Here is a 21288-nt window from a genome sequence, read left to right as displayed (position 1 = left end):
GATTATTTCTTCCCGGCCTTAATCCAAGGCAAATTTTTGAATTTCTCGATAAACGTCTGTCCCGACATACGCTTGCTCGGACAAACTGTATGGTGCGTTTCCGCGTGCGTTCCGCCAACGTCCTTGCCATCAGCGACAACATCCATCCCTTCCGGCAGCTCAGTTCCAGCAGGAAGTTTATGATAAGCACCACCAATAGGGGCCTTATTAACGTCACCGAATGTCGAGGCACCTGCCTCAACGGTTGGGCCGACCATTCCATCTGCGTCCGGTATTAAATCCGCATTCTGCCCCGGCTTGGTATTAACACCCCGAATGCGAGGCTCGCGCGGACCACTGGCGTTACCAAACGCATATAAATCGCATGTTGTCTTGACCAAACCCAGCGGATCAACCCACTGAATGGGGGACGGTGCATAAGCGTAGACATTCACCCCACCAGCCAACGCAATTGGATCTCTACTAATAAATCGGCCTACGTTCGGATCGTAGTACCGATACCGGTTGTACGCGAACCCCGTCTCCTCATCGACCTGCTGCCCCTGAAACCGCAACGAATTGTTCGCCACGATCCCCGCCGCCTTCGAAACTCGCGCAATCACCTCCCGCGCTTCGCCCCAGGCCTTGTACGACGCTTCCCACACGACGTCACCGTCGTCATCCGTCAGCAGTTGCGGCGTACCGATCTGGTCACAGTGGTAATAGAACAGCGCCGCATCGCCTCGTCGCTCCGGCACCTTCTGCAGTGGATCCTCCTCCGGCACATAGCGATCCGTACTCTTCCACTCCGGCGTCTCGATACCCGTTACCGGCCCCGCCACATACTGCGCCAGCGGCACGAACGTTCCCGGTTCGTAGATATAGTGCGTGCCGCGCTCTCCATCGCTCTCATACGCCAGCGTATCACCATCCCACCCGAACACCGTCCGCTCGCCGTTCACCTCCTTCGCAATACGACGACCGAACGCATCATAGAAATACCGTGACCGACTCTGCCGCGACGTCTCCGCAACCCGCGCAGACATCAAGCGATTGAACTCGTCCCACTCGTATTCCTGCTCACCCGCCGGCGTACGCTTGCGCACCAGATTCCCGCGCGCGTCGTACTCGAAGTGCATCCCCGCATACGCCTTCAGCAGGTTACCCAGTACCTTCGGCACCTCGACCGGCAACGTGCTTTCCGGCCGCACCGGGCTCGGACGCGACGCAGGCGTCTCCGTCGTTCGCACCGGGTCGATGATGTTGCTCGCCGGATCAAACGCAAATCGTTCCTTCGCGACCGGACTCACCGCCTCGATCAACCGCCCGACCGGATCGTATCGATAGTCGATCCCGTCCTTGCGGCTGTCTTCGATCCGCGCGAGTTGCCCCGCCGCGTCATAGCGATACCGCCGTTCGGCAAGCGGCGCAGGTGACGTCGACCGCTGGATCGTCTGCTGCAGCACACGCCCGGCCGGATCGTAGTGCGTGCGCTGCCCGACCTTGCTCGACAGCACACGTACCGTCTCGCGATGCAAGTCGTCACGCTCGAACTGCACGCGCTCCTCGCCATCGAGCAGCATCCCGTGCACATGCCCCGAGCCGTACATCAACCAGTCGACCGCATGCCCGTCCGGGCGCACGGTCCGTCGCCGGTTGCCGAGCTCGTCGTACTCGTGATGCCACACGTAGCTGCGCTGCTCGCCGAACAGATCGTACGCGTGATGTTCACGCACCAGATTGCCGACCGGATCGAAGAAGAACTGCACGCGGCTGTACCGATTCACCGCGTCGATCAACCTGCCGCTCGGGTCATAGGCAAACCGTTCCTCGCTTTCCCCCGCGACACGCTTCATCAGCCGGCCGTTCGCATCGACGTCGATCGACGTCACGCAACCCGCTTCATCGACCGAAACGAGGCTACCGCTCTCCTTGTCGTACTGATAGCGCGTCGACTTGCCGTCAAAGCCAATTTCCTCGATCAGCCGTCCAGCCGGATCGTAGTGAAACTGATACGTCGCAAAGTTGGCATCGGTCAGCGCACTCAAGCGACCGAGACGGTCATAGCGATACGCAAGTGTCTGTCCGAGTGCATCCGCGCGGCTCGCAATGCGGCCGACCGCGTCATAGCCGTATCGCGTCGACCGGTTGAGTTGATCGGTATGCCGCAGCAAGCGACCTTCCGCGTCGTATTGCACCTGCTCGACACCGGCCGGTGAACGCATCTCCGTCAATCGACCGTTCGGGGCATAACCATAAGCAGCCACGCCACCGGACGCATCCTTCGCCTCGATTACGCGACCGATATCGTCGTACCGCCACTCCGTCTTCTTGCCGGAACAGTCCGTGTAGCTCGTCAATTGCCCGGCACCGTTGTATTCAAGCGCCTTCGAACCGCCCTTCGCATCGGTGATCTGCGTCGGCAATCCCTTGTCGTTGTACTCGTACTTCGTCGCGTGCTCGAGCGGATCGATTTCCTCCACGAGGTTGCCCGCGTCGTCGTACTTGCGCTGCCACACATGCCCGTTCGGATCGACGAGCCGGATCATCTGATCCTTGTGGTCGTATGCCATCTCGACGATGCTGCCGTCCGCGCGCTCATGCCATGTCCGGTTGCCGCGTGCGTCATAACGCATCTGCTCGATGCTGCCGTCCTGCAGAATGTGCAGCGTCAGATTGTTGTGTTCGTCGCGCCGGAACCACTCCTCGTTTCCGTCCGGATAAGCGATTCGATAAACGTACCCCTTGATGTTGAAGTAATAGCGCGTCATCTGACCGAGTGCATCGGTCACGTAGGTCAGTCGAATGTTCGGATGCCACGCCAGGCGGATATCGAGGCTGCCGTCGTCCGCATACTCGCGCACGCATTTCGCGTTCGCGTTGTCGTCAGCATCCGCGCCGTCCCACTCAAGCGTCATCCCGCGGCCAGTACGATCGGTATAGCGCGTCACGAGATGGCGGTCGTACTGATAGTTCCACGTGTTGCCGTGCCGATCGGCCGCCCGGACGAGATCGCCCGCTTCGTCATAGGCGTAACTCGCCAGCGTCCTGCGCTTGCCGTCCTCGAGCACCTGCTCGATCAGCACGATCCGCCCTGCCTTGTCGTGCTCGAACGACAGCACGTTGCCGTTTGCGTCGATCAAGCGTGCCACGCGGTCGAGCGCATCATAGTCGAGCGTGATGGTGTTACCTGCGCGATCCTTCTGCATCGCCAACCGGAACGCATGGCCGCGCCGCTCGTACACGTGCAGCTCGTCATGGCCGTATGCAATCGTGGCCCACGTATCGTCGAGCCGCGACAGCGTCAGGTTTTCAGAAAGATCATCATGCACGCCTCCAACCGCGACGGCGCGATATTCGATGCTGCGCCCGCTGGCGTCACGGTAGAACCAGGTGTCGCCTTCGACGTCGATGCGCGTCGTGTACGGCGTGAGCCATCGCGCGCCGAGTTCGCCGTGGTCGTATGCAGACAGCCGTGACCGATACGTACGCGCCCAGACAAGCGGTAACGCGCCGGGCAGTTCGAAGTCCGTATGCGTGAAGGTCTCGTCACCGAAAGCAAAATCGATCGACCCAGTCGACGCACCGATCTGGCAACCCTTGCACGGACTCTGGCCGGCACCTCCCGCATGCGCCTGCTCCCCGGTCGCACCCGCCGGCTCCTGAGGACGCTCATGCTGCGCCCGCCCCTTCCCGCCAGGCGGCACCTCGGCGGTCTTTTCATGAAGCTTCCCGCGCGCACGCACCCTCGCCACGGCCTCGATCACTTGCGCGATCAGCCACAGCATCTTGCCTTCTTCGCTGCCGTTCAGATCACGAATCGCGTTCGCGACTTTCGGCGCCTCGGTCTTCAGGAACGCGACGATATCCCGGAACGGTTGCAGCCACGAATCCGGAGCGAGCTTCGCCGCAGTCCCGATCGTCGCGTTTCCGGCTTCCTTCCCCAACGCAATCGAACCTTCGTAGCCGTACTCGAACGCATCGACCACCAGCATCGGGTTGTACCAGGACCGCTTGTCCATCTTCTGAGCGATCTGCGCAGTACGTCGAACGTTGGCGCTGCTGTCGAAAATTTGCCCTTTGAGTGCGAGTTCGAGTCCGGTAGCAATACCGACCATCAATTCCTGCGCCTTATGCGCGCAGTCGTTCAGCAGTTCGGCGAGAACATCCTGCAGGGTCTTCAGGAAGTTTTCGATTTCGGTCGCGGCCGCGGCGTTGACATGCGTGACAAGCACCGCAATGACCGCCGCGCCGAGATTGCCGCGAGACACCAGCAACTGATTGCGCACGAGCGCCAGCAGCGGGCGTGCCGACAGCCGGAACGATGCCAGCGGCGGCGGAACCGGAATGACCCCGATCAGGTTGATCGCGAGCCCGAGGTAATCGAGCAGATTGGCGTGGCGCTTCTCGACGATCATCACGATGTCGCACACCGCATCGTAAAACGCCATCAGGTTGCCGATGATCGGCACCGCGCTTGCGAAGGTTTTGAGATCCTCGAACGAAATGTGATTGCCGCTGATCTTGAGCAACCACTTATTGAAACGGTCGCCTCCCGCCGCCACATCCTTCGGCGAAATATCGCTGAGCCAGGAAACGGCCTGTTCGTTCTCGGCGCCCGGTGGAAGTTGTTGTGCCATGTCGTTCTTCGTTCAAATCTCGATCTGTTGTTGTTCTAGACGGCTGATATGCCGCCCTCTCAGGATTTCAGCGGTCCGCCGAACCCGCTCGTCGGCAGCTTCATGCCCGTCGCACCGGCAGCCGACGCCACCGTCGCAGCCCCCTTGCCGGCTATCCCGGCAACGCCCGGCAATGCACCCTGCAGCGCGCCGGATGCCGCATTCGCAACCGGCGCGGCCAGCGCCGCGAGCCCGCCTTGCCGCGCTGCCTGCACCATCCCGGCCACCTGCTTCGCGGCACTGCTCAGGCTCGAGGCCGTCTGCAGCGCAGACGCTGCGCCTGCCCCACCCAGCACACTTGCCGCGGCCGGCAACGCGGAGCTCGCCAGTCCGCCCAACGCGGCACCGGCCCCACCTCCGCTCACGAGCCCCATCGCAGCCGTCGTCGCCGCCGGCGCCATCCCCTTCAACTGGCTCGCGAGCTGCTCCGTCGCCGCGGCCTGCGCTGCCTGCGGCGACGGCTCAACAGGCTCGACCGGCCACTGGGCCTGCTTAAAGTAATTCGCCGGCTGATCCGACTCGCGCGGATCCTTCCCGAACTCGACACGCACCGCGCCCGGCGGCAAACCACTCACCGCCGTATACCCGCTGTTATCGAGCGCACCTTTCTTCAGCACGGCGCCGTTCACGTCTCTCACCGTGAACAGCCCGCCCTTCACCGCCTCGCCATTCACGTACTTGTGAAACAACTCCAGTTGCCCCGGCTGATCCGGCCGCGGGCTCGGCAACGGATATCCCATGCTCGCCGGCCCGGCGAACGTATGCGACGCACCCTTCACATCCACCGCACCCGGCGTATGAATCTCGATGTTCCCGCCCTGGATGCGGATATACCCGCCGCCGCTCGTCAGCAGAATCCCCTGATCGGCCGCGATCTCGATCCGGTCGGTGGCCGACACGACCTTCACCGCCTTCTGCGCGGTCACCTCGACGTTGTCCGACTGCGCCTGGATCTCGACCTTGCCCTTGCCCGCGAACAACTTCATCCCCGCGTTCTGCACGAACAGGCTCAGCTTCTGCCCGATGCTGCCGATCAGCGATTTACCCGTCGCGACATGCACGCTCTGCCCGCTCGCGACGTTCACGTGATCGTTCGCGACCATGTGCAGCGACTGCTGCGTCGACATCCCGACCCCGGACGGGCTGCCGAACAGCATCACCGGTTCCTTGAACGCGTTCGCACTGCCCGTGCCGCCGCCTGCCGTGCGTCCGCCGCCGGACGCGTTGCCCGACGCACTGTCCTGCGTCGCGTCGGTGAACGCGCGCATCGTGTCGTGTGCTTCCTTGAGACTTTCCGCCTGATGCTGTTCGCTCACGCCCGACATCGCTTCGACCAGGCTCTCGCCGGTCACGAGCTGCTGCTGCGCCTCCTTCACGTCGAGCGGCTGGCTGTTCGCCGCCTTGGGATGCGTCGTCACGTACAAGCCCTGGCTCGCCCGCACCGCGCCATACGCATCCGAGCGCAGATCGAACCCGCTGCCCAGATACGACCCGCGCGAATTGCCGTTCTGATCGATGATGTAGCCGAGATGCAGCAGGCTGTTCGCACTGCTGCTCATCAGCTGCACGCGGTTCTGCCCGGTCGCGTCGTCCATCACGAGATGGTTGTAGCCGCTGCCCGAATACTCTTTCGACCGATACCCGGAGAGAATCCCGTCGCTATGCCACTGCGGCTGGTTCGCGCCGTTGTACACGCGCCCGACCGCCAGCGGCCGGTCGCAATCGCCGCCGACGTAATCGATCAGCACTTCCTCGCCGATGCGCGGCACGTGCACGCCGCCGTAGCCGCCCCCGGTATCCGACTGCACGACCCGCACCCAGCACGATGCGTTCTCGTTGCCCGGGTTCAGCCGATCCCATACGAACTGCACACGGATCCGGTTCAACTCGTCGGTATAGACTTCCTCGCCTTGCGGCCCGACGACGATCGCCGTCTCGAGATGCATCTTCGGCTTGTGATGCTCGAACGGGCTGCGATACGGCACGTTCACGCGCTGCGCCTCGACCTCGACGAGGTAGAAGCCGACCGAACCGTCGTCATGCGGCACGCGAAACGCTGGGTCGGCGCCGTAGCCTTCCTGCGTCTGCGTCAACGCTTCGCGCAGGCTGTACGGAAAATCCGCGCTGCTGCTCGCAACGGGCAGGTTGTTCTCGATCCACCATGCGACATCGATCGCGGCGAATTCGCGCTGGTCGGCCGGATCGCGATCGTGCTCGGGATGATCCGCGAGCGTGAAGCGCCGGCCGGCATCGATCGCGCGCACGCCGCCCGCGCCGTGGAAGCGCTTCGCCTGCGACTCCCACTCCTCCATCCGGATTTTCGTGAGATGGTCGCCGCGCGTCTGGTCCAGATACGTGTACGCGCCGGTGTACTCGTAGACTTCGAGCTGATCCGGCAATTCGCCCTGACCGCCCATCGTCGGTAGCGTCGTGCCCTTCGGGTTCGACGGCTGCGCCGGATTCTTGTAGTCGAACGTGCGCGTCGTTCGCGTCACGCTTTGCAACGTACGCGATCCCGACCATTGCGTGAACGCGTCGGCTTCGCTCGCCGCGCCGCCACGGTAGAAGCGCACGGTTTCCAGCGACAGCGGCGCGAACGCCTGCAGGTTGTCGGTGATCACAAGCGTATGCGACTTGCCGTCGTCGGCCTGCTGCCACGTGCAGTAGAGCCCTTCGCTCTCCATCAGCCGGTGCACGAAATGCCAGTCGGTGTCGTGCTGGCGCGTGTACGAACGGCTCGGCAGCGGCTGCGACAGCGCGAAACGAAAGTGCCCCTGCGCCTGCGGATGCCGGTTCAGCACGTCGCTGATGATCTGGTCGACGGTGGTGTCGTTCCAGAGCCGCTGGTCGCGACGAAACTTCAGGAAATGGGTGAAATCGGCGAACGTGAGCTGATACGTCGTGAGCCCGCCGTCGGCGCCGAGGCGGCGCGCGGTGTGCACATATCCGTTGATCGGACGGTAGCTGCGATCGCCTTGCTGAATCCACAACGTGACGGGTTGCGCGATCAGTTTTTTAAGTTCCAGGTCGCTATCGGCCGACAGCACGTCGAGCGTGAATTCGTACGCGCGCCCGATGCGCGATCGCCCGACCGCTCGCTGCACGGTCAGGACATTGGCGCCCAACGGGGTATCGAGCTTCAGCAGCCGGTCCTGCTGAAGCAACCCGCCGCGCAATGCGGCAACAGTGTTCTGCATGTTCATGGCAACGACCTTTTCTTCTTCTGACGCACCCTCGGACGGCGCGATATTCGATTTCGTTTGCGCGATTTTACAGACAAATTACTGAATCAATTGGAAAATGACCTGATTTAAAGGAGTATTCCCAAGCCTGTTCACAACAAGGCAGTCGGCCTGCCGGAACAAAAATCCGGACCACGCCGGCCGCGTCGTCACGCTGCGCCACCCACCCCACCGCCTGCTGAAATCGATTGCAATCAGGGCCACTTCGACTTCCGGTGCGCGCCGGTTGCGAGTAGTGTCTACGTGCCCGTATTCCGGCCCAGCCCGGGCGCGATCGATGCCCGGCGCTCGATTACCACACTGAACCCTGGAGATCTGCGATGAAACGTTCGAAGTTCCTGTTGTCGGGCCTGCTGCTCGCGTCGGCTCTCGGTTTCACGGCCATCGCCGCACACGCGGAAGACCTGCTCGACTCGGTGAAGAAAGCCGGCGTGCTGCGGGTCGGCCTCGAAGGCACGTATCCGCCGTTCAACTCGCGCGGCACGTCGGGGCAACTCGAGGGCTTCGACGTCGACGTCGCGAATGCGGTCGCCGGCAAGCTCGGCGTGAAGACGCAGTTCGTCCCGACCGAATGGAGCGGCATCATCGCCGGGCTGCAGGCCGGCAAGTTCGACGTGATCGTGAATCAGGTCACGATCACGCCGCAGCGCAAGGAAGCGCTCGACTTCAGCGAGCCGTACACGTACTCGGCCGCGCAGTTGATCCAGCGCAAGGACGACACGCGCAGCTTCAAGTCGCTCGACGATTTCAAGGGCAAGAAGCTCGGCGTGACGCTCGGTACCAACTACGACCAGATGGCGCGCAGCGTGCCGGGCATCGAGGTGCAGACGTATCCGGGCGCGCCGGAAAAGCTGCGCGACCTCGCCGCCGGCCGGATCGAAGCGACGCTCGACGACCGCCTGATGCTGCCGTACATGATCAAGACGTCGAACCTGCCGCTGCGCGCGGGCGCGGTGCTGAACGGCGGCAAGCAGGAGATGGCGATTCCGTTCCGCAAGGGCAATCCGAAGTTCGAGAAGGCGATCAACGATGCACTGGATTCGCTGCGCAAGGACGGCACGTTGAAGAAGATCTCGATGCACTGGTTCGGCAGCGACGTGACCGTGCCGGTCGCGCAGTAAGCGGGTTTCCGCGCTTTCAAGGCGTCACGTCCTTCGCTGCGGGGAAGGCGTGACGCTCGTCCGCGGTTCCGTTTCCTTCCCTCAAGCCGCTTCGTCGAAGCGGGCAAGCAACCGTTGTCCGATCGGCGTCAGCGCCGGACGCACGGCGACGGCATTCACACGCACCTGCGTATCGTCGACCAGCCGCTTTTCGACGAGCACGGCGAAGGCCGGGTTCGTCGGGTCGACGCCGTCCGGCGAGCGCGCAATGCGCAGCAGCATCGAAAATTCATGCGGACTCAACATGGTCCCTGTCTCCTGATCGGGTGTGCGATTCAATTCGAACCGACGTCGATCGTGTTTTCGAATGGAATGGTGCGGTATAGGGTCGATGCGCCGCCGGGAGCGAGATCCCGGTTGGCCGCTTGGGCGACGCGGGCACGGCGTCGTGGGCGGGTTGCGCATGCCCGTTCGCGGCGCTGCCGCCGCGACGGGAACGTGCAACCTTAGGGGCGCACCGTGACGCGGGCGTGACAGGAAAACAGGGGCGCAACGGCGCGCGCCGCATGCCCGTTTTCGTTCGATTCTGCCCGGGTTTCGGGTTCGTCAGCGCCGTCGTCGTTGCGGCCCTCGGCGACCATTTTCGGCCTCATCGACTCATCGAGAATCGACCGGATGAGCAATGCCGTTTCGATGCATTACACCGGCCTCGCGCATGCTGCGCACGACCATGCTGACCGCACGCCCGAGCGGCATCCCGACGAACACGCCTCGTACCGCGAACGCCAGCATCACGAAGCCGGGCGTCGCGGCCCACGACGGTGGGCGTGAAGGATGCAACGCGATTCGTTGCAGTCGACGACGTGCTGTATTTTCAGGCGGCGGACAAAGACACCGAAGTGGTGACGGCCGACCAGCGGCTTGTGATTCGCACGCCGTTGAAGGAACTGATGCCGCGGCTCGATTCGGAACGATTCGCGCAGGTGCATCGCGGGTGATCGTTGCATATGCAGCGATCGACCGCGTCGAACGCGACTTGCCGGGAAGGCTGCGGATTCGCGTGCGCGGGCAGCGGGAGTATTGCCGGTCAGTCGCGCGTATGCGGGGTTGTTCAGGCAGATGTGACGGATGTTTATCCCGACGAGCTGTGCGTCGATTCCGGCTCTCGCCGCGCGCTGCTTGAGCGCTTACCGCACACCAAGCAGCTTTGCCTCCAGCCCGTCGCGAATTCAACGTCTCGCAAAGCGAGAGCCGAAACGAAAAAAAGGGGTTACGCAAACATCGCGTAACCCCTTTTCGGATTTGGTGCCGGCTGCAGGACTCGAACCCGCCACCTGATGATTACAAATCATCGAAAGTCGGAATTTCTCGGCGTTGACCGAAGTTTCCGGAATTGGCTTAAACCTCCATTTTTAAAGGCATCCAAGGAAATTTCTCGTTTATCGGCGTTGACAGGAATTGCTCGAAGGTTACACAATCGGGTTACACGGCGGTTACATGGCTGGTCATGTAACGCTTCCCGAGGGTGGCAACGGTGGCCAAGGTCAATTTCACGGCGGCGCGCGTAGACGGGCACAAGTGTCCGGAAGGTAAGTCGCAGGCATTTATCTGGGATAGCAAAGCCCCCGGGCTCGGGCTGCGTGTTACGAAGAACGGAGCCAAGGCATACATCTTTCAGGCGAAGCTTCACGGTGACACCATCCGCATCACGATAGGCGACCCGCGCAGCTGGGACATAGACCAGGCACAGGAAGAAGCGCGCCGCCTGCAGCGCCTAGTTGATGACGGCGTCGACCCACGGGAACATGCAGCGGAGAAGCGCGCCGCCATGGCTGCGCGGAAAGCCGAGGTCGAGCGCCAGGACGTGACCTTCGCGGACGCATGGGACGCTTATCTCACCGAGCTTCGGACAAAGGTGTCTCCGAAAACCAAGCGGCCGCGGAGCGCTCAGTACATCGAGGACCATCGAAAGCTGGCCGCACCGGGCGGCGCGCCGAAGAAGCGCGGCCAAGGCTCGACATCGCAAGGCCCGCTCTATCCGCTCATGCCGTTGAAGCTGCCGGAGCTGACCAGCGTCCGAATTGCGGCATTGTTGGAAGATGAAGTCGCCGAACGGCCGACCAGCGCAGCCTATGCTTACCGGGTGCTCAAGGCTTTCGCACGGTGGTGTGACGGCCAGGACCGGTACACCGGGATTGTTCCTGGCGACTGCTACTCATCGCCGAAGGTCACGGCCCTGCTGCCGAGCACGAAGACGCGAGAAGGCGATAGCCTCGAGCGGGAACAGCTGGCGGCGTGGTTTCAGGCCGTACGCGCGCTACCCAATCCCGTCCTGTCCGCATACCTCCAAGGTCTGCTGCTCAACGGCCCCCGCCGCGAAGAACTGGCCGAACTGCGTTGGGACGAGGTCGATTTGCGGTGGAACAAGATGAAGCTGGGCGACAAGGTTGAGGGTACCCGAGTCATTCCGCTGACGCCGTATTTCCGCTCGCTGCTGCTTGAATTGAAGCGCATCAACGACACGCCACCGAATGTCACGCAACTAAAGGCGATGGAGGCGGCGGGCACACCCTGGAAACCGTCATCGTGGGTCTTTCCAAGCGATGCGTCGGAGAGCGGGCATATCGAGGAACCACGCTACGCCCACCAGGCAGCCATTCAGGAGGCCGGCTTGCCGCATTTGACGCTCCAAGGGCTGCGACGTTCGTTCGGTACGCTGGCCGAGTGGCTGGAAGTGCCGACCGGCATCGTGGCACAAATTCAGGGACACAAGCCCAGTGCGCTGGCCGAGAAGCACTACCGTCGCCGGCCGCTCGACCTTTTGCGTATGTGGCACGCCCGCATTGAGGCGTGGATGCTCGAACAAGCTGGAATTCGGTTTGAGCCAGAACAGGCAACCGGACTGAAGGTGATTACCGCAGCCTGACGGTATCAGGTAAAGCGGCGGCCAAGGTGTTGGCGCACCGAGACCGCCTGACCACAACACGGCCTGTAATGGAGGTCCGTATCATGGCTACCGCCAATTCTATCGCGACGTTGGACGACGTCATCCTGAAGCGCCTCGATAAGCTGCTCATCGAGAAGTCGTGTGCCGCGTGGAAGCTGCACAACATGCTCGCTTTCATGGTTGAGGCGTTGCCCGAAGATGAGCCGAACGGGCTACCCACACGCTGCGCGCTGGTCGAACTGCGGCAAGACATGGACGAGCTCGCTACCAGCCTACAAGGCCTCGTGCACCATGCGCGCCACGCTCAGGAGGCAGGCGATGAATAACGCACAGGTCCTGACGCACCCGGCATTCGACCGGGCGCCCGTACTGAATGCCAGGCGACACGGGCCGACTCCGCGCGGCATTCCTATGCTCCGTCGCGAGCGGTTCGAAAGAGCGTATGCCAAGCAGAAGGCGCTCAAGCCTGCTCCTGAAGAGCAACTTGCCGAGTGCAAGGCGGCTCTCGATGAGACAGTCCGCGGCATTCTAATTGCGCTGCAGGCTTTCAGGCCTCTCACCTGCAACGAAGAGCTTAATTGCGAGGGGGCGGCAATCCGGCAGGCGGCGTTCTGCCTTCATGGGGCGCTTCAGGCGCTCAAGCCCGTCAACGAAAAGCTCAATGATGAGCGTTCGCGCAACTGATGGAACCAGACTTCTCCCCTATAACACGACCTGAAACCACCGCGCGCCGCGCCGCCGTCGCGCTCTTCTCTTGGAGCTGCTCATGCGAACTGAGCGCTACGAAATCCGCGACCGCGCTTATGGCGCTTGGCATCGCGCACCTTCGATTCGCCGGTACTTGCGTGCCGATTTGGCTGAGTCGTTGTCGATGGTCGACCTCGATTCCGTGCTCTTCACGGAATACGACAACACCGGAAAGATACCTCTCGCCCTCGTCGAAGTGGCACGCGACATCGGGCAAGAGAAGCCGGCAGGCGTCATGCAGCAGCTCGCGCGACTCGCCGATGTGCCGGCATATATTGCGCTGTACACGCCGGCGCCGGCAGCCAACCCATCCAATCCGAACTGGTCGGACATCGAGAGTTTTCGCGTAAAGCGCATGTGGCCACAGCCGGAATCCGGCTGGCGCGTGCTCTCCCCCGCCCAATGGGCTCGCGCACTGGTGCGGATACGCGGCTGGCAAATGCGACGCTTCGAATTCCGTGATGCTGCAAACGACGACCGATACTGAATCGGGTCATTCCCAAGGAGAAGTATCATGAGCAAAGCAGTGAATCGCCAAGCGCCCCATTCCGCCGTAACCTCGCCGCTAGTAGTTGACGCTTCAGTCTCCGGTCATTCGCTCGTATGGCAAGGCGACGATATTGGTTTAGCGGTCGACAGCGACGTAATCGTGACCTTGCGCGACCCGGTGATGCCGGGCGGCGTGTGGCATGTCTCGCTGGCAGACGCACTTGATGTATTTGACCGGCTCGATTCATACGGACGGGAACGCATGGAATCGGCATTGCGCTTCTCGGCCGAGCACGGCTACCTGAGTGCCAGTGATATGGCGGTGTGGGAGGATTACGTGGCGCACGGCGCATTACGATGGGTGCCGGTTGTCCACGTTAGGCGAAATGGCGACGAGCAAACCTATACTGGGGAGCCGCTCCTGAGCCATCGCGCGGCGCTCCATGCCGCAGAGAGCATGTGCGATTCACTAGGCGGCGAATGGTCCGGCGTGCGCCGAATGGCAGAGCGTGGAGCCGCGTAGCAAAACAACCCGGACAATTCGAATCGTTCTGCTCCTGCCTAGCTCGACGGGGCGAAAAGCCGGAAACCTTCACCGGCCTGGCAGGAGCACCTAATCGAAGGCTTGCGCGTGAAGGGCGCAAATGACGTTCAGCTTCCCCAATCTGCCGAAGCTATCGCTTTGGGACATCGCCTGCCTGCACACCGGGCAGAACGCGACCGACGACAAGCCTACAAACCAGACACGTCACAAGCTGGCTGACCTCGCACAGGCGGTATTCGACGGGAGACTCTGGGTGGAATTTCACCCTGATGTCGGCTTCGATTTCGTGAGGGGCTTCATGCCCGCGGTTGCCCGCGCGCGCGTCGATACCGAATGGCGGAAGCTCGACCAGGTAACGGTGCGGCGCGACGATTGGCAACGCTATGAGCGCGCCCCATGGGAATCCGACCAACGGCACATGGATGCGGGTGCCGATGAGCTTGGGCGCACCGCTGGATTTCAGAACCCCGCTCTAGGCGGCATCGACTTTGTCTCTCTGGATGAGGCGCTGAGCTTCATCGCCGGCGCCATCGATACGGCAAGGGGTAATGCCGATATTGATGACGTGCCCATGTGGCGGTCGTCGGAAGCTGCGAAAGTGCTTCACGAACGCCTAACCAATACTGTCGACTCTCGCCCACGGTGGTACGAGGTCCATGCCACGACCGGCAAGCCTTTGCTCAATGATTCCGTCGCAGATGAAGGCATGGCTATCATCGTCCATGCTGCGGGATGGTATGACCGACAGATGGCTGAGCGCAACGACCATATCCTCGGGTGTATCCGGGCCGGGCTTGACCCTAAGACCGAGCCAATGTCGAGAGACCCGGACAAGGGGCAATGGAAGTGGAGCGAGCGCTTCTTGCGGGAGCATCGCATTGGATTCGAGCGTATCGAACTGGCAAATCTAATGCAAATGCCCTTCGGTGCGGTCACAGAGCATGACCGATATGAAGCTCAGGCGCTCCTGGCAAGACCATTTGCTCAGCTCGAGCACATCGCGTGGGCAATGGTTATCCTCGCTCCAAGCGCGCCTGCCCAAGGTGAGGAGCGGTACAGGCAGATTCACGGTGTAACGCAATGGCTTGAGTCGCTCGGCCTGCAATTCAGGACCAGCAACGGTCTTCCGGCCAGCCTGCCGCGCGGGGTCCACACAAACGGCACCGACGTCCGCGAATACCAGTATCTTGCGGTCACCGACGTTCGCGCGGCCGGACTTTCCGCAAACTGCTGGCCGAAAGCAGCTGACCGACGAAGCAATGTTGAAGGTACGGTACCGCTAGGCAATCAAGCGACAAAAATCGTTGAGCTATCGCCGGGACTGACGCCGGCGCATTCCTTGGCATACCGCATTGCTGCAGCGTTCGTAGAGATACCTTATGGCTGGACCGAGGAAGCGAAGAATGCTCGAGCCCGGTACGAGTCGGTAGTCGCGCAACACCTGGACCAATTGTCTGCGATGGTGCGGGATGGTGCAATTTTGCTCGTTACGGCCGACGGTCTGGCGACACACGACGTCAGTATCGGGTATCTGCGGCCCGACGATGCAAAGGCATATCTGGGCAAATTCGGCATTCCGTGGGGCGCATCGATAGACGAAGCCGGTGCCGAAGAGCAGGAGCGGACAACCGTCGCGGACCTTGTATGGCGTATTGCTTCATACCGAGCAGACGATGCTGCAAACGCTGAAGAGGCCCGGGATGACGACGGCTTGCGACGCACGCTCCGAATCGCCATGCGAATTCACGAACGGAATCCAAACCGAACCGTCGGCGTAATAGAACAGCTGGCAGAGATGGCAACCGCTGGGGCAATCACCGTGCGCGGGATAGATGGCGCGACGGCGAACCCCAGTGTCGAAGCCATATCTGCTTGCCCGCAAGCATGGTGGCTGACAAACGACGACGCCCAGCAAGTTGTCGCAGCTCTATGGCCACAAGTTCAGCGATACACCCTCACTGCTGCAGTCGAAACTATCGCCAAGCGCGTGCATGGCACGGACTACCTTGCGGAGTACGCTCTCGAAAAGTCGCTCCGGGCCGAGTTGGAGAAGGCAATCGGGAGCGGCGAACTCCCTGTAAACGAGCGGCGCCATGGAGAAATCTGGCTCAACGAATACGACGTGGACGAATGGCTCGCGCGTGCGCGTAAACCGTATCGCTTAGGTTTGAGCGCACAAACGAACCATGAGCAGGAAGAAATGGCGAACGCTGGGCGACTTCCCATTTGCGAAGTTGCGGCACTGCTTGCCAAGGAGACCAGCATCGACGTCGCCCGATGGGAGTCCACTCTGGTGGACGCAGTCTGCTCGTCTGCGCTGCCGCTGAAGAATCCGCGCAACCTGGCTGACACATTGCCGTTCAAGGTGCAGCCCAACCTGCGCACCTTCTATGACCGAATCGAGCTCATGGACGTAAATCTGTGGCTCGACGCGCATCCCGAATATCGGGTGAAGTACCGTTTTTCAGTGACGGCCCCAGCAGCGGCCACTCCGGCGACGCCAGTATTGGCTGAGACCAAGACGCTCCAGCACTCGACAATTACCCAGCGCACCAACATCCTCGACCCTGAGATAGACGACGCCATCAGGGAGAAAGGCATGGACGTGAATCAGGTTTATCCGTATCTGCGGGAACGGGCGCTGAACGAAGCAGGACCGTTTAAGGGCGTTGCTTCCAATGGAGCCCTGGAATACACCGACGCCAATGGCCGGGTGAAGCAGCTCACTCGCGATGCCCTGGCGAAACGGTTGAACCGCCGCGGATAAACCGCCAGCGGACGCTAACGGACGTTAACCGCCGCTAGCCGCCGGACCTATCGGTCAACGCAACGGTAAGGCAAAAAATCCGTATCACCTCAATTCAACGCCAGTCGGCGGGAAGGTGATACACATGACCACGCAGCAAGTCACGGCGGCACCCGCAGGCCGCCAATTCCTCACCACCGAGGAATTCGCCTCGGCGCTGTCCATGCGTCCGCAGAGCATCCGCAAGCGCTACATGGAGACCGGCAGCTATCACGGGGTCCGCCCTGTGAAGTTGCCGAATCGATTCCTCGCATGGCCCGTGGACGCGGTCGAGCAGTTGATGCGCGGAGTGGCGTGAATGAAAAACAAAAAACGCCCGACCGACAAAAGCCAATCGAGCGCCAACAAGCACCGCGATGATAGCAAGAAGCGTCGACAGCCAGGGCCATTCGAATTGCTTCCACCTCCGGCATTCGCTCCTGTCTGGCCCGCCAGCAATACGCTGCCGGCTGAAGCGCTGTCGCGCCTATTGAAGGGAGAGCGGCTGACGCAACCCGCGTTCGGCACGAGTCGCTGGCGCTTGGCAGCATATGTGATGGAACTGAAGTACCTCGGCTGGCCGGTGAAGTCCGCACCGGTTCACTACCCCGGCCGTGCACGTCCCATCGCGCAGTATTGGCTCGACACCCAAACCATCCTGGCGGCCCGGTCATTGAGGGAGGCCGACTGATGATGAACGGTTTCGACGCCGCCCACGCGCGCGAAGCCCTGTTTTCGCTCGATGCTGGCTGTCCGCGCGAAGAATGGGTACGCGCTGGCATGGCCGCGAAGGCAGCCGGGCTGTCGGAGGACGACTTCCTCAAGTGGTCGGCGACCGGCGCCAACTACGGCGGTGAGCGGGACGCCCGCTCCGTCTGGAAGAGCATCAAGCCCGATGGCGGCGTCCGTGCGGGAACGCTGTTCAAGATGGCGACGGATGCTGGCTGGCGCGGCACGCGCGCGTCCGACGTCACGCCGGCGGCGCGTATGCCGTCCGCGAAGCAGGCGAAGCCGGACCTACCCCAGAAGGCGCGTACCGACCTGGCAGCGACGTTCGACGGCTATCCAGCCGCGAGCGCCGACCATCCCTACATCGTCGCGAAGCGCGGTAATCCGGACGGCCTGCGCGTGGTGCCGCACGGCGACGCGCTGACCATCGGCGGCCAACGCGTCGCCGGCTGGCTGGCGGTACCCGTACGCTCGTTCGACGGCGTCCTCTGCACGGTCCAGTTCGTCCCTCCGCCGGGCAGCGGGACGAAGCTCAACGCGCCGGGCGCGTCGTTCAACGACGGTCTGTTCGTTGTCGGCGACATCGCACCGGACAGCGCGCTGTACGTGTGCGAGGGCATCGGACAAGCGTGGGCGTGCGCCAAGGCCGATTACCTCGCAGCGGCCGTGGTCACGTTCGGTTCTGGCCGCACTCGCTCCATCGCGAAGCTGCTGCGCAGGCGGTATCCGGCGGCGCGCATCGTCATCGTGCCCGACCGCGGCAAGGAAACGGACGCCGAAGACATCGCCCGCGAGATTGCGGGAGCATGGGTCGAGCTACCTGCTGACAAGGTCGCCAACTACGACGCGAACGACTATGACGCCGAGCACGGCATCGACGCGCTGGCAGACATGCTGCGCGCCGCCAAGACACCGCCCATGCGCTACCGGCTCCAGACAGCGGACGACCTGCTTCGCGCGCCGCCGCTTCGCTGGGTGGTTCAAGGCGTGTTGCCAGTCTCCGGTTTCGGCGCTGTCTACGGCCCGTCAGGCTCGGGCAAGTCGTTCCTGGTGCTGGACCTATGCGCCGCAATCGCTGACGGCGCCGAGTGGTTCGGGCGACGCACGACTGCTGCTCCTGTGACGTACGTGTGCCTCGAGGGCGAAGCGGGTCTCGGCAAACGTGCCAAGGCCTGGAGCGTCCGCCAGCGACGCAATCTGCCGGAACGTCTGCGTTTCGTCACCCAGCCGCTCGACCTGCGTGAGGCCGCCGACGTTGCCGACCTGTGCGCGGCGGTGCTGGCTGCAGGTGGCCGCGACGGGCTGCTCGTCATCGACACACTGAACCGCGCGGCGCCTGGCACCGACGAAAACTCCAGTGCAGATATGGGCCAACTCATCGAGGCCTGCAAGGAGGCACAACGTCGGCTTGGCGGCATGGTGCTGCTCGTCCATCACACCGGCAAGGACGGCACCAAGGGCCTGCGTGGTCACAGCAGCCTGTACGCCGCACTCGACGCTGCCATCGAGGTTTCGCGCAATGATGCCCGCCGCGAGTGGAGCGTCGCCAAGAGCAAAGACGATGCGGACGGCGGGCGCCAGGCATTCGCACTGCGCGTGGTCGAGCTCAGCGACGACGAGAACGGCGAACCAGTTACGTCGTGCGTCGTCGAGCCAGACGACAGTGCCAAGGAAGTGACCCGCGTGAAGCTCCCGCAGGGTGGCAACCAGCGCATCGCGCTTGACGCCCTCGCCGAACCGCTGCGCCAGTCCCGTGACTTCGGGAAAGGCGACGCCCCGCCCCATCACCCCTGCATCGAAATCGAGGCTGCCGTTCAGCTGGTAGCGGAGCGCCTTACCTGCGAGCCCAAGCGACGGACGGAGCGCGCCAGAGACGCAATTACGGGACTCGTGACGCGCGGCCTATACGGAGCCAAGGAGGGATGGTTGTGGCGCTACTAACCAACCCGGGAGCGTTCCCGAAGTCCTTCCCGAAAACCCCCGCCCCTTATAAAGGGGCGGCGGGAAATTTCGGGAAAGGTGGACCGGGCCGGAAACGGCGAATTTCGGGAAAAACGGGAAATTTCGGGAATCCGAGGCATGCAGATTCCGCATTGGCGCGGAAGGACATCGAAAGCTGGGGCGGCGATTGCTGCCGATGGGAGGCGAAACGTGATTGACGGACTGGTGAGCGGAAAGCTGTACGGGACGGCGACGAGCCGGACAGGTCAGAGCGGCAGACAGTTTGTGACCGCCAAAGTGCGCGCCGCCGTGGGTGGCGGCGAGCCGTTGTTCGTGAACGTGATTGCGTTCAGCACTACCGCGGGCGAAGCATTGCTTGCGCTCGCCGACGGCGATTCCGTGGCGCTGACAGGGACGCTAACGCCCAAGGCCTGGGTAGACCGCTCAGGAGATGCGAAACCGGCGCTCGATATGGTCGCACACGCAGTGCTAACGACCTACCACGTAAAGCGCCGACGCAGTGCGGTACAGGGTGCGCAGCGCCAGCCTGAAGGCTCCAACGACTTCGAACATGGGCAATCGTCGCACGGCGGCTTCGACGATATGAACGACGACCTGTAGATGGTGCGGGCAACGCGACCGCTGCTGCCAGGGGAGAGACGGCATCAACCGAGTTTCTTCCGCCCAGAAAAAGCCGCACGCGACCACTACGCGCGCGCGCGTGCGTGCGCGAGGGTGAGACGTCAAGAAACAACCTAGGAGAAGACATATGAACGAGCGCGAAATTGAATCGTCACTGTCGGCGGCCGACGCTGACGACAAGACCATCCCTGTCATCAGCCCGGTGGAGATGGACTCGCTGTTTCGGTACGGGGAACATTCACCCTACTGGGATGCAGACATCGAGGTAATGCGACGGAAGCTCCTTGAGTCAGGCTCTGTGGGCGCGGTAAGCCGAATGGAGTTTCTGGTCGACGTAGCCCGAAAGGATATTGAGCGAGCAATGGCGGCGCACCAGCGACCGTGCTTGCAGTTCTCCGGCGGCAAGGACTCTCTCGCCTGCCTGTACCTGCTGCGCCCGTACTGGGACCGCCTGACGGTCATGTGGTCGAGCCGCGGCGATGCCTATCCGGAGGCGCGTGAGCTGTTCGAGGCGGTCCGCAGCATGGTGCACGACGTAATCGAGGTCGGTGGGGACGAGCAGTGGCGCGCCGCCGCCGCCAACACGTGGCCGGCGGATTGCGTCCCGGCGCGCGCCACGTGGTTCGGTCGAATGGTTGAACCGACCGATGACGGGTTCGGGCTTGTGAATCGCTACGACTGCTGCCTAGCGAACTTCTGGAAACCAATGGCAGAGGCAACCGCGGCCGGCAACTTCGACTTGGTGATACGGGGCCAACGCGGCGACGAGGCAAAGCGCGCGCCGTTCGCATCCGGTGCCGTGGATGGCGACGGTCGCGTCTACCTACTTCCAATCCAGCATTGGACAAAGAACGACGTGCTGAAGTATCTGCGGGCCCAGGGAGTCGCGCTTCCTCGACAGTACGAGTACGGCATGGCGTCCCTCGACTGCCTGCACTGCACAGCCTATCTAGATGAAAACGGCGGCAAGCTTCGCTACCTGCGCGACTTTCATCCTGACGCAGCCGTCGAGTATGAGCGTCGCCTACGTCGAATCCAGTCAGAGCAGGAACGGCAGGCACGCCTGATGAAAATCGCGCTCGGTCAGCTCGAGCCGGTCGACGGCGAGGGGAATGGGGATTGAGGGCTCGCAAGAACCCGCCACCGTTCATCTTCGAGAACGTACTGCTCGACCTGAAGCCAGGGCGCGTGTATTCAGCAGAGGCGATTTCCCTTAAGTTCGGAGTGTCGGTGGATGCGGTACACCAGATGATGCTCGGCGCCATCATGCTTGGGGAGGTCAAGGAGCGGCCGGCGCGCCGCGGATTCCGTGCAGGCTATTGGGTGCCCGATGCGGGCTCGCGGACCCTCGCGAGCCGCCGGAGCGGGCCGCTCGCGACCTGGCAGCCGCTTGTCGGCTACACCGAATCGCTGGGACGGTTCCGTGACCTCTGCATGGCGATTCCGCGGTTCCGAACGTGACGT

The 21288-nt window shown here is 62.5% G+C and carries 16 protein-coding genes, 1 tRNA gene and 1 pseudogene; 14 read left to right on the top strand and 4 right to left on the bottom strand.

Features of this window, described 5'->3' with window-relative positions:
• Positions 1-2: 2 nt before the first annotated feature.
• Positions 3-4619: an RHS repeat-associated core domain-containing protein gene (locus DCN14_RS16395; protein ID WP_240327374.1), complete on the bottom strand. Its 4617-nt coding sequence runs from the start codon at positions 4617-4619 to the stop codon at positions 3-5.
• A 59-nt stretch (positions 4620-4678) separates the two neighbouring features.
• Positions 4679-7861, bottom strand: a complete 3183-nt coding sequence (locus tag DCN14_RS16390) for a type VI secretion system Vgr family protein (RefSeq protein ID WP_096504307.1) — start codon at positions 7859-7861, stop codon at positions 4679-4681.
• A 359-nt stretch (positions 7862-8220) separates the two neighbouring features.
• On the opposite strand from DCN14_RS16390, the gene DCN14_RS16385 reads away from it, so the two are divergent.
• The gene (locus DCN14_RS16385; protein WP_096504305.1) at positions 8221-9021 is read left to right on the top strand and encodes a transporter substrate-binding domain-containing protein; all 801 of its coding nucleotides are present in this window, start codon (positions 8221-8223) and stop codon (positions 9019-9021) included.
• Between the two features lie 81 nt (positions 9022-9102).
• Here DCN14_RS16385 and DCN14_RS16380 read toward each other — a convergent pair whose 3' ends face one another.
• Complete coding sequence (locus tag DCN14_RS16380) at positions 9103-9306, bottom strand: hypothetical protein (RefSeq protein ID WP_096504303.1); 204 nt, start codon at positions 9304-9306, stop codon at positions 9103-9105.
• Between the two features lie 512 nt (positions 9307-9818).
• Here DCN14_RS16380 and DCN14_RS39155 point away from each other — a divergent pair.
• Positions 9819-10125, top strand: a pseudogene (locus DCN14_RS39155) (LytTR family DNA-binding domain-containing protein); the annotation flags it as partial.
• 178 nt (positions 10126-10303) lie between these two features.
• Here the strand turns inward: DCN14_RS39155 and DCN14_RS38005 are convergent.
• A tRNA-Ser gene (locus DCN14_RS38005) sits at positions 10304-10408 on the bottom strand.
• A 126-nt stretch (positions 10409-10534) separates the two neighbouring features.
• On the opposite strand from DCN14_RS38005, the gene DCN14_RS16370 reads away from it, so the two are divergent.
• From DCN14_RS16370 to DCN14_RS16320, 12 genes are all read left to right on the top strand, one after another.
• Positions 10535-11926 carry an integrase family protein gene (locus tag DCN14_RS16370; RefSeq protein ID WP_096504449.1) on the top strand — a complete coding sequence of 464 codons (1392 nt, stop codon included), beginning with the start codon at positions 10535-10537 and terminating at the stop codon, positions 11924-11926.
• Positions 11927-12009: 83 nt separating this feature from the next.
• Positions 12010-12273: a hypothetical protein gene (locus DCN14_RS16365; protein WP_143331671.1), complete on the top strand. Its 264-nt coding sequence runs from the start codon at positions 12010-12012 to the stop codon at positions 12271-12273.
• Positions 12266-12631, top strand: coding sequence for a hypothetical protein (locus tag DCN14_RS16360; protein ID WP_143331670.1), 366 nt, complete (start codon positions 12266-12268; stop codon positions 12629-12631). The genes DCN14_RS16365 and DCN14_RS16360 overlap by 8 nt, the downstream gene beginning before the upstream one ends.
• 82 nt (positions 12632-12713) lie before the next feature.
• Positions 12714-13181 (top strand): hypothetical protein, encoded by a 468-nt coding sequence (locus DCN14_RS16355; protein WP_096504297.1) that lies wholly within the window; start codon positions 12714-12716, stop codon positions 13179-13181.
• A gap of 27 nt (positions 13182-13208) precedes the next feature.
• A complete protein-coding gene (locus DCN14_RS38000; RefSeq protein WP_096504295.1) occupies positions 13209-13706 on the top strand; it encodes a hypothetical protein in 498 nt (165 codons plus the stop codon).
• Between the two features lie 121 nt (positions 13707-13827).
• Positions 13828-16494 (top strand): hypothetical protein, encoded by a 2667-nt coding sequence (locus tag DCN14_RS16345; protein ID WP_096504293.1) that lies wholly within the window; start codon positions 13828-13830, stop codon positions 16492-16494.
• Between the two features lie 124 nt (positions 16495-16618).
• A complete protein-coding gene (locus DCN14_RS16340; RefSeq protein ID WP_004546972.1) occupies positions 16619-16831 on the top strand; it encodes a hypothetical protein in 213 nt (70 codons plus the stop codon).
• On the top strand, positions 16832-17203 hold the full coding sequence (locus DCN14_RS37995) for a hypothetical protein (RefSeq protein WP_143331669.1): 372 nt from the start codon (positions 16832-16834) through the stop codon (positions 17201-17203). It begins immediately after the preceding gene.
• Entirely contained in the window at positions 17203-19182 is a 1980-nt protein-coding gene (locus DCN14_RS16335) for an AAA family ATPase (protein WP_096504291.1), read from the top strand. Before DCN14_RS37995 ends, DCN14_RS16335 begins: the two co-directional genes overlap by 1 nt.
• Before the next feature lie 210 nt (positions 19183-19392).
• Positions 19393-19803: a hypothetical protein gene (locus DCN14_RS16330; RefSeq protein WP_096504289.1), complete on the top strand. Its 411-nt coding sequence runs from the start codon at positions 19393-19395 to the stop codon at positions 19801-19803.
• A gap of 148 nt (positions 19804-19951) precedes the next feature.
• Positions 19952-20947, top strand: coding sequence for a phosphoadenosine phosphosulfate reductase family protein (locus tag DCN14_RS16325; protein ID WP_096504287.1), 996 nt, complete (start codon positions 19952-19954; stop codon positions 20945-20947).
• Complete coding sequence (locus DCN14_RS16320; RefSeq protein WP_096504285.1) at positions 20944-21285, top strand: hypothetical protein; 342 nt, start codon at positions 20944-20946, stop codon at positions 21283-21285. Before DCN14_RS16325 ends, DCN14_RS16320 begins: the two co-directional genes overlap by 4 nt.
• The last annotated feature ends 3 nt before the right edge of the window (positions 21286-21288 follow it).

Origin of the sequence: Burkholderia sp. IDO3 (genome assembly GCF_003366075.1) — a bacterium.
GTDB lineage: Bacteria > Pseudomonadota > Gammaproteobacteria > Burkholderiales > Burkholderiaceae > Burkholderia > Burkholderia anthina.
This window is presented reverse-complemented; position numbering and strand designations above follow the sequence as displayed.

What these genes read in the sequence shown, in the direction of transcription:
- DCN14_RS16345 (WP_096504293.1), top strand. Translation starts at nt 13,828, where the DNA reads ATGACGTTCAGCTTCCCCAATCTGCCGAAGCTATCGCTTTGGGACATC.
- DCN14_RS16355 (WP_096504297.1), top strand. Translation starts at nt 12,714, where the DNA reads ATGCGAACTGAGCGCTACGAAATCCGCGACCGCGCTTATGGCGCTTGG.
- DCN14_RS38000 (WP_096504295.1), top strand. Translation starts at nt 13,209, where the DNA reads ATGAGCAAAGCAGTGAATCGCCAAGCGCCCCATTCCGCCGTAACCTCG.
- DCN14_RS16335 (WP_096504291.1), top strand. Translation starts at nt 17,203, where the DNA reads ATGATGAACGGTTTCGACGCCGCCCACGCGCGCGAAGCCCTGTTTTCG.
- DCN14_RS37995 (WP_143331669.1), top strand. Translation starts at nt 16,832, where the DNA reads ATGAAAAACAAAAAACGCCCGACCGACAAAAGCCAATCGAGCGCCAAC.
- DCN14_RS16340 (WP_004546972.1), top strand. Translation starts at nt 16,619, where the DNA reads ATGACCACGCAGCAAGTCACGGCGGCACCCGCAGGCCGCCAATTCCTC.
- DCN14_RS16385 (WP_096504305.1), top strand. Translation starts at nt 8,221, where the DNA reads ATGAAACGTTCGAAGTTCCTGTTGTCGGGCCTGCTGCTCGCGTCGGCT.
- DCN14_RS16325 (WP_096504287.1), top strand. Translation starts at nt 19,952, where the DNA reads ATGAACGAGCGCGAAATTGAATCGTCACTGTCGGCGGCCGACGCTGAC.
- DCN14_RS16360 (WP_143331670.1), top strand. Translation starts at nt 12,266, where the DNA reads ATGAATAACGCACAGGTCCTGACGCACCCGGCATTCGACCGGGCGCCC.
- DCN14_RS16390 (WP_096504307.1), bottom strand. Translation starts at nt 7,861, where the DNA reads ATGAACATGCAGAACACTGTTGCCGCATTGCGCGGCGGGTTGCTTCAG.
- DCN14_RS16365 (WP_143331671.1), top strand. Translation starts at nt 12,010, where the DNA reads ATGGCTACCGCCAATTCTATCGCGACGTTGGACGACGTCATCCTGAAG.
- DCN14_RS16380 (WP_096504303.1), bottom strand. Translation starts at nt 9,306, where the DNA reads ATGTTGAGTCCGCATGAATTTTCGATGCTGCTGCGCATTGCGCGCTCG.
- DCN14_RS16395 (WP_240327374.1), bottom strand. Translation starts at nt 4,619, where the DNA reads ATGGCACAACAACTTCCACCGGGCGCCGAGAACGAACAGGCCGTTTCC.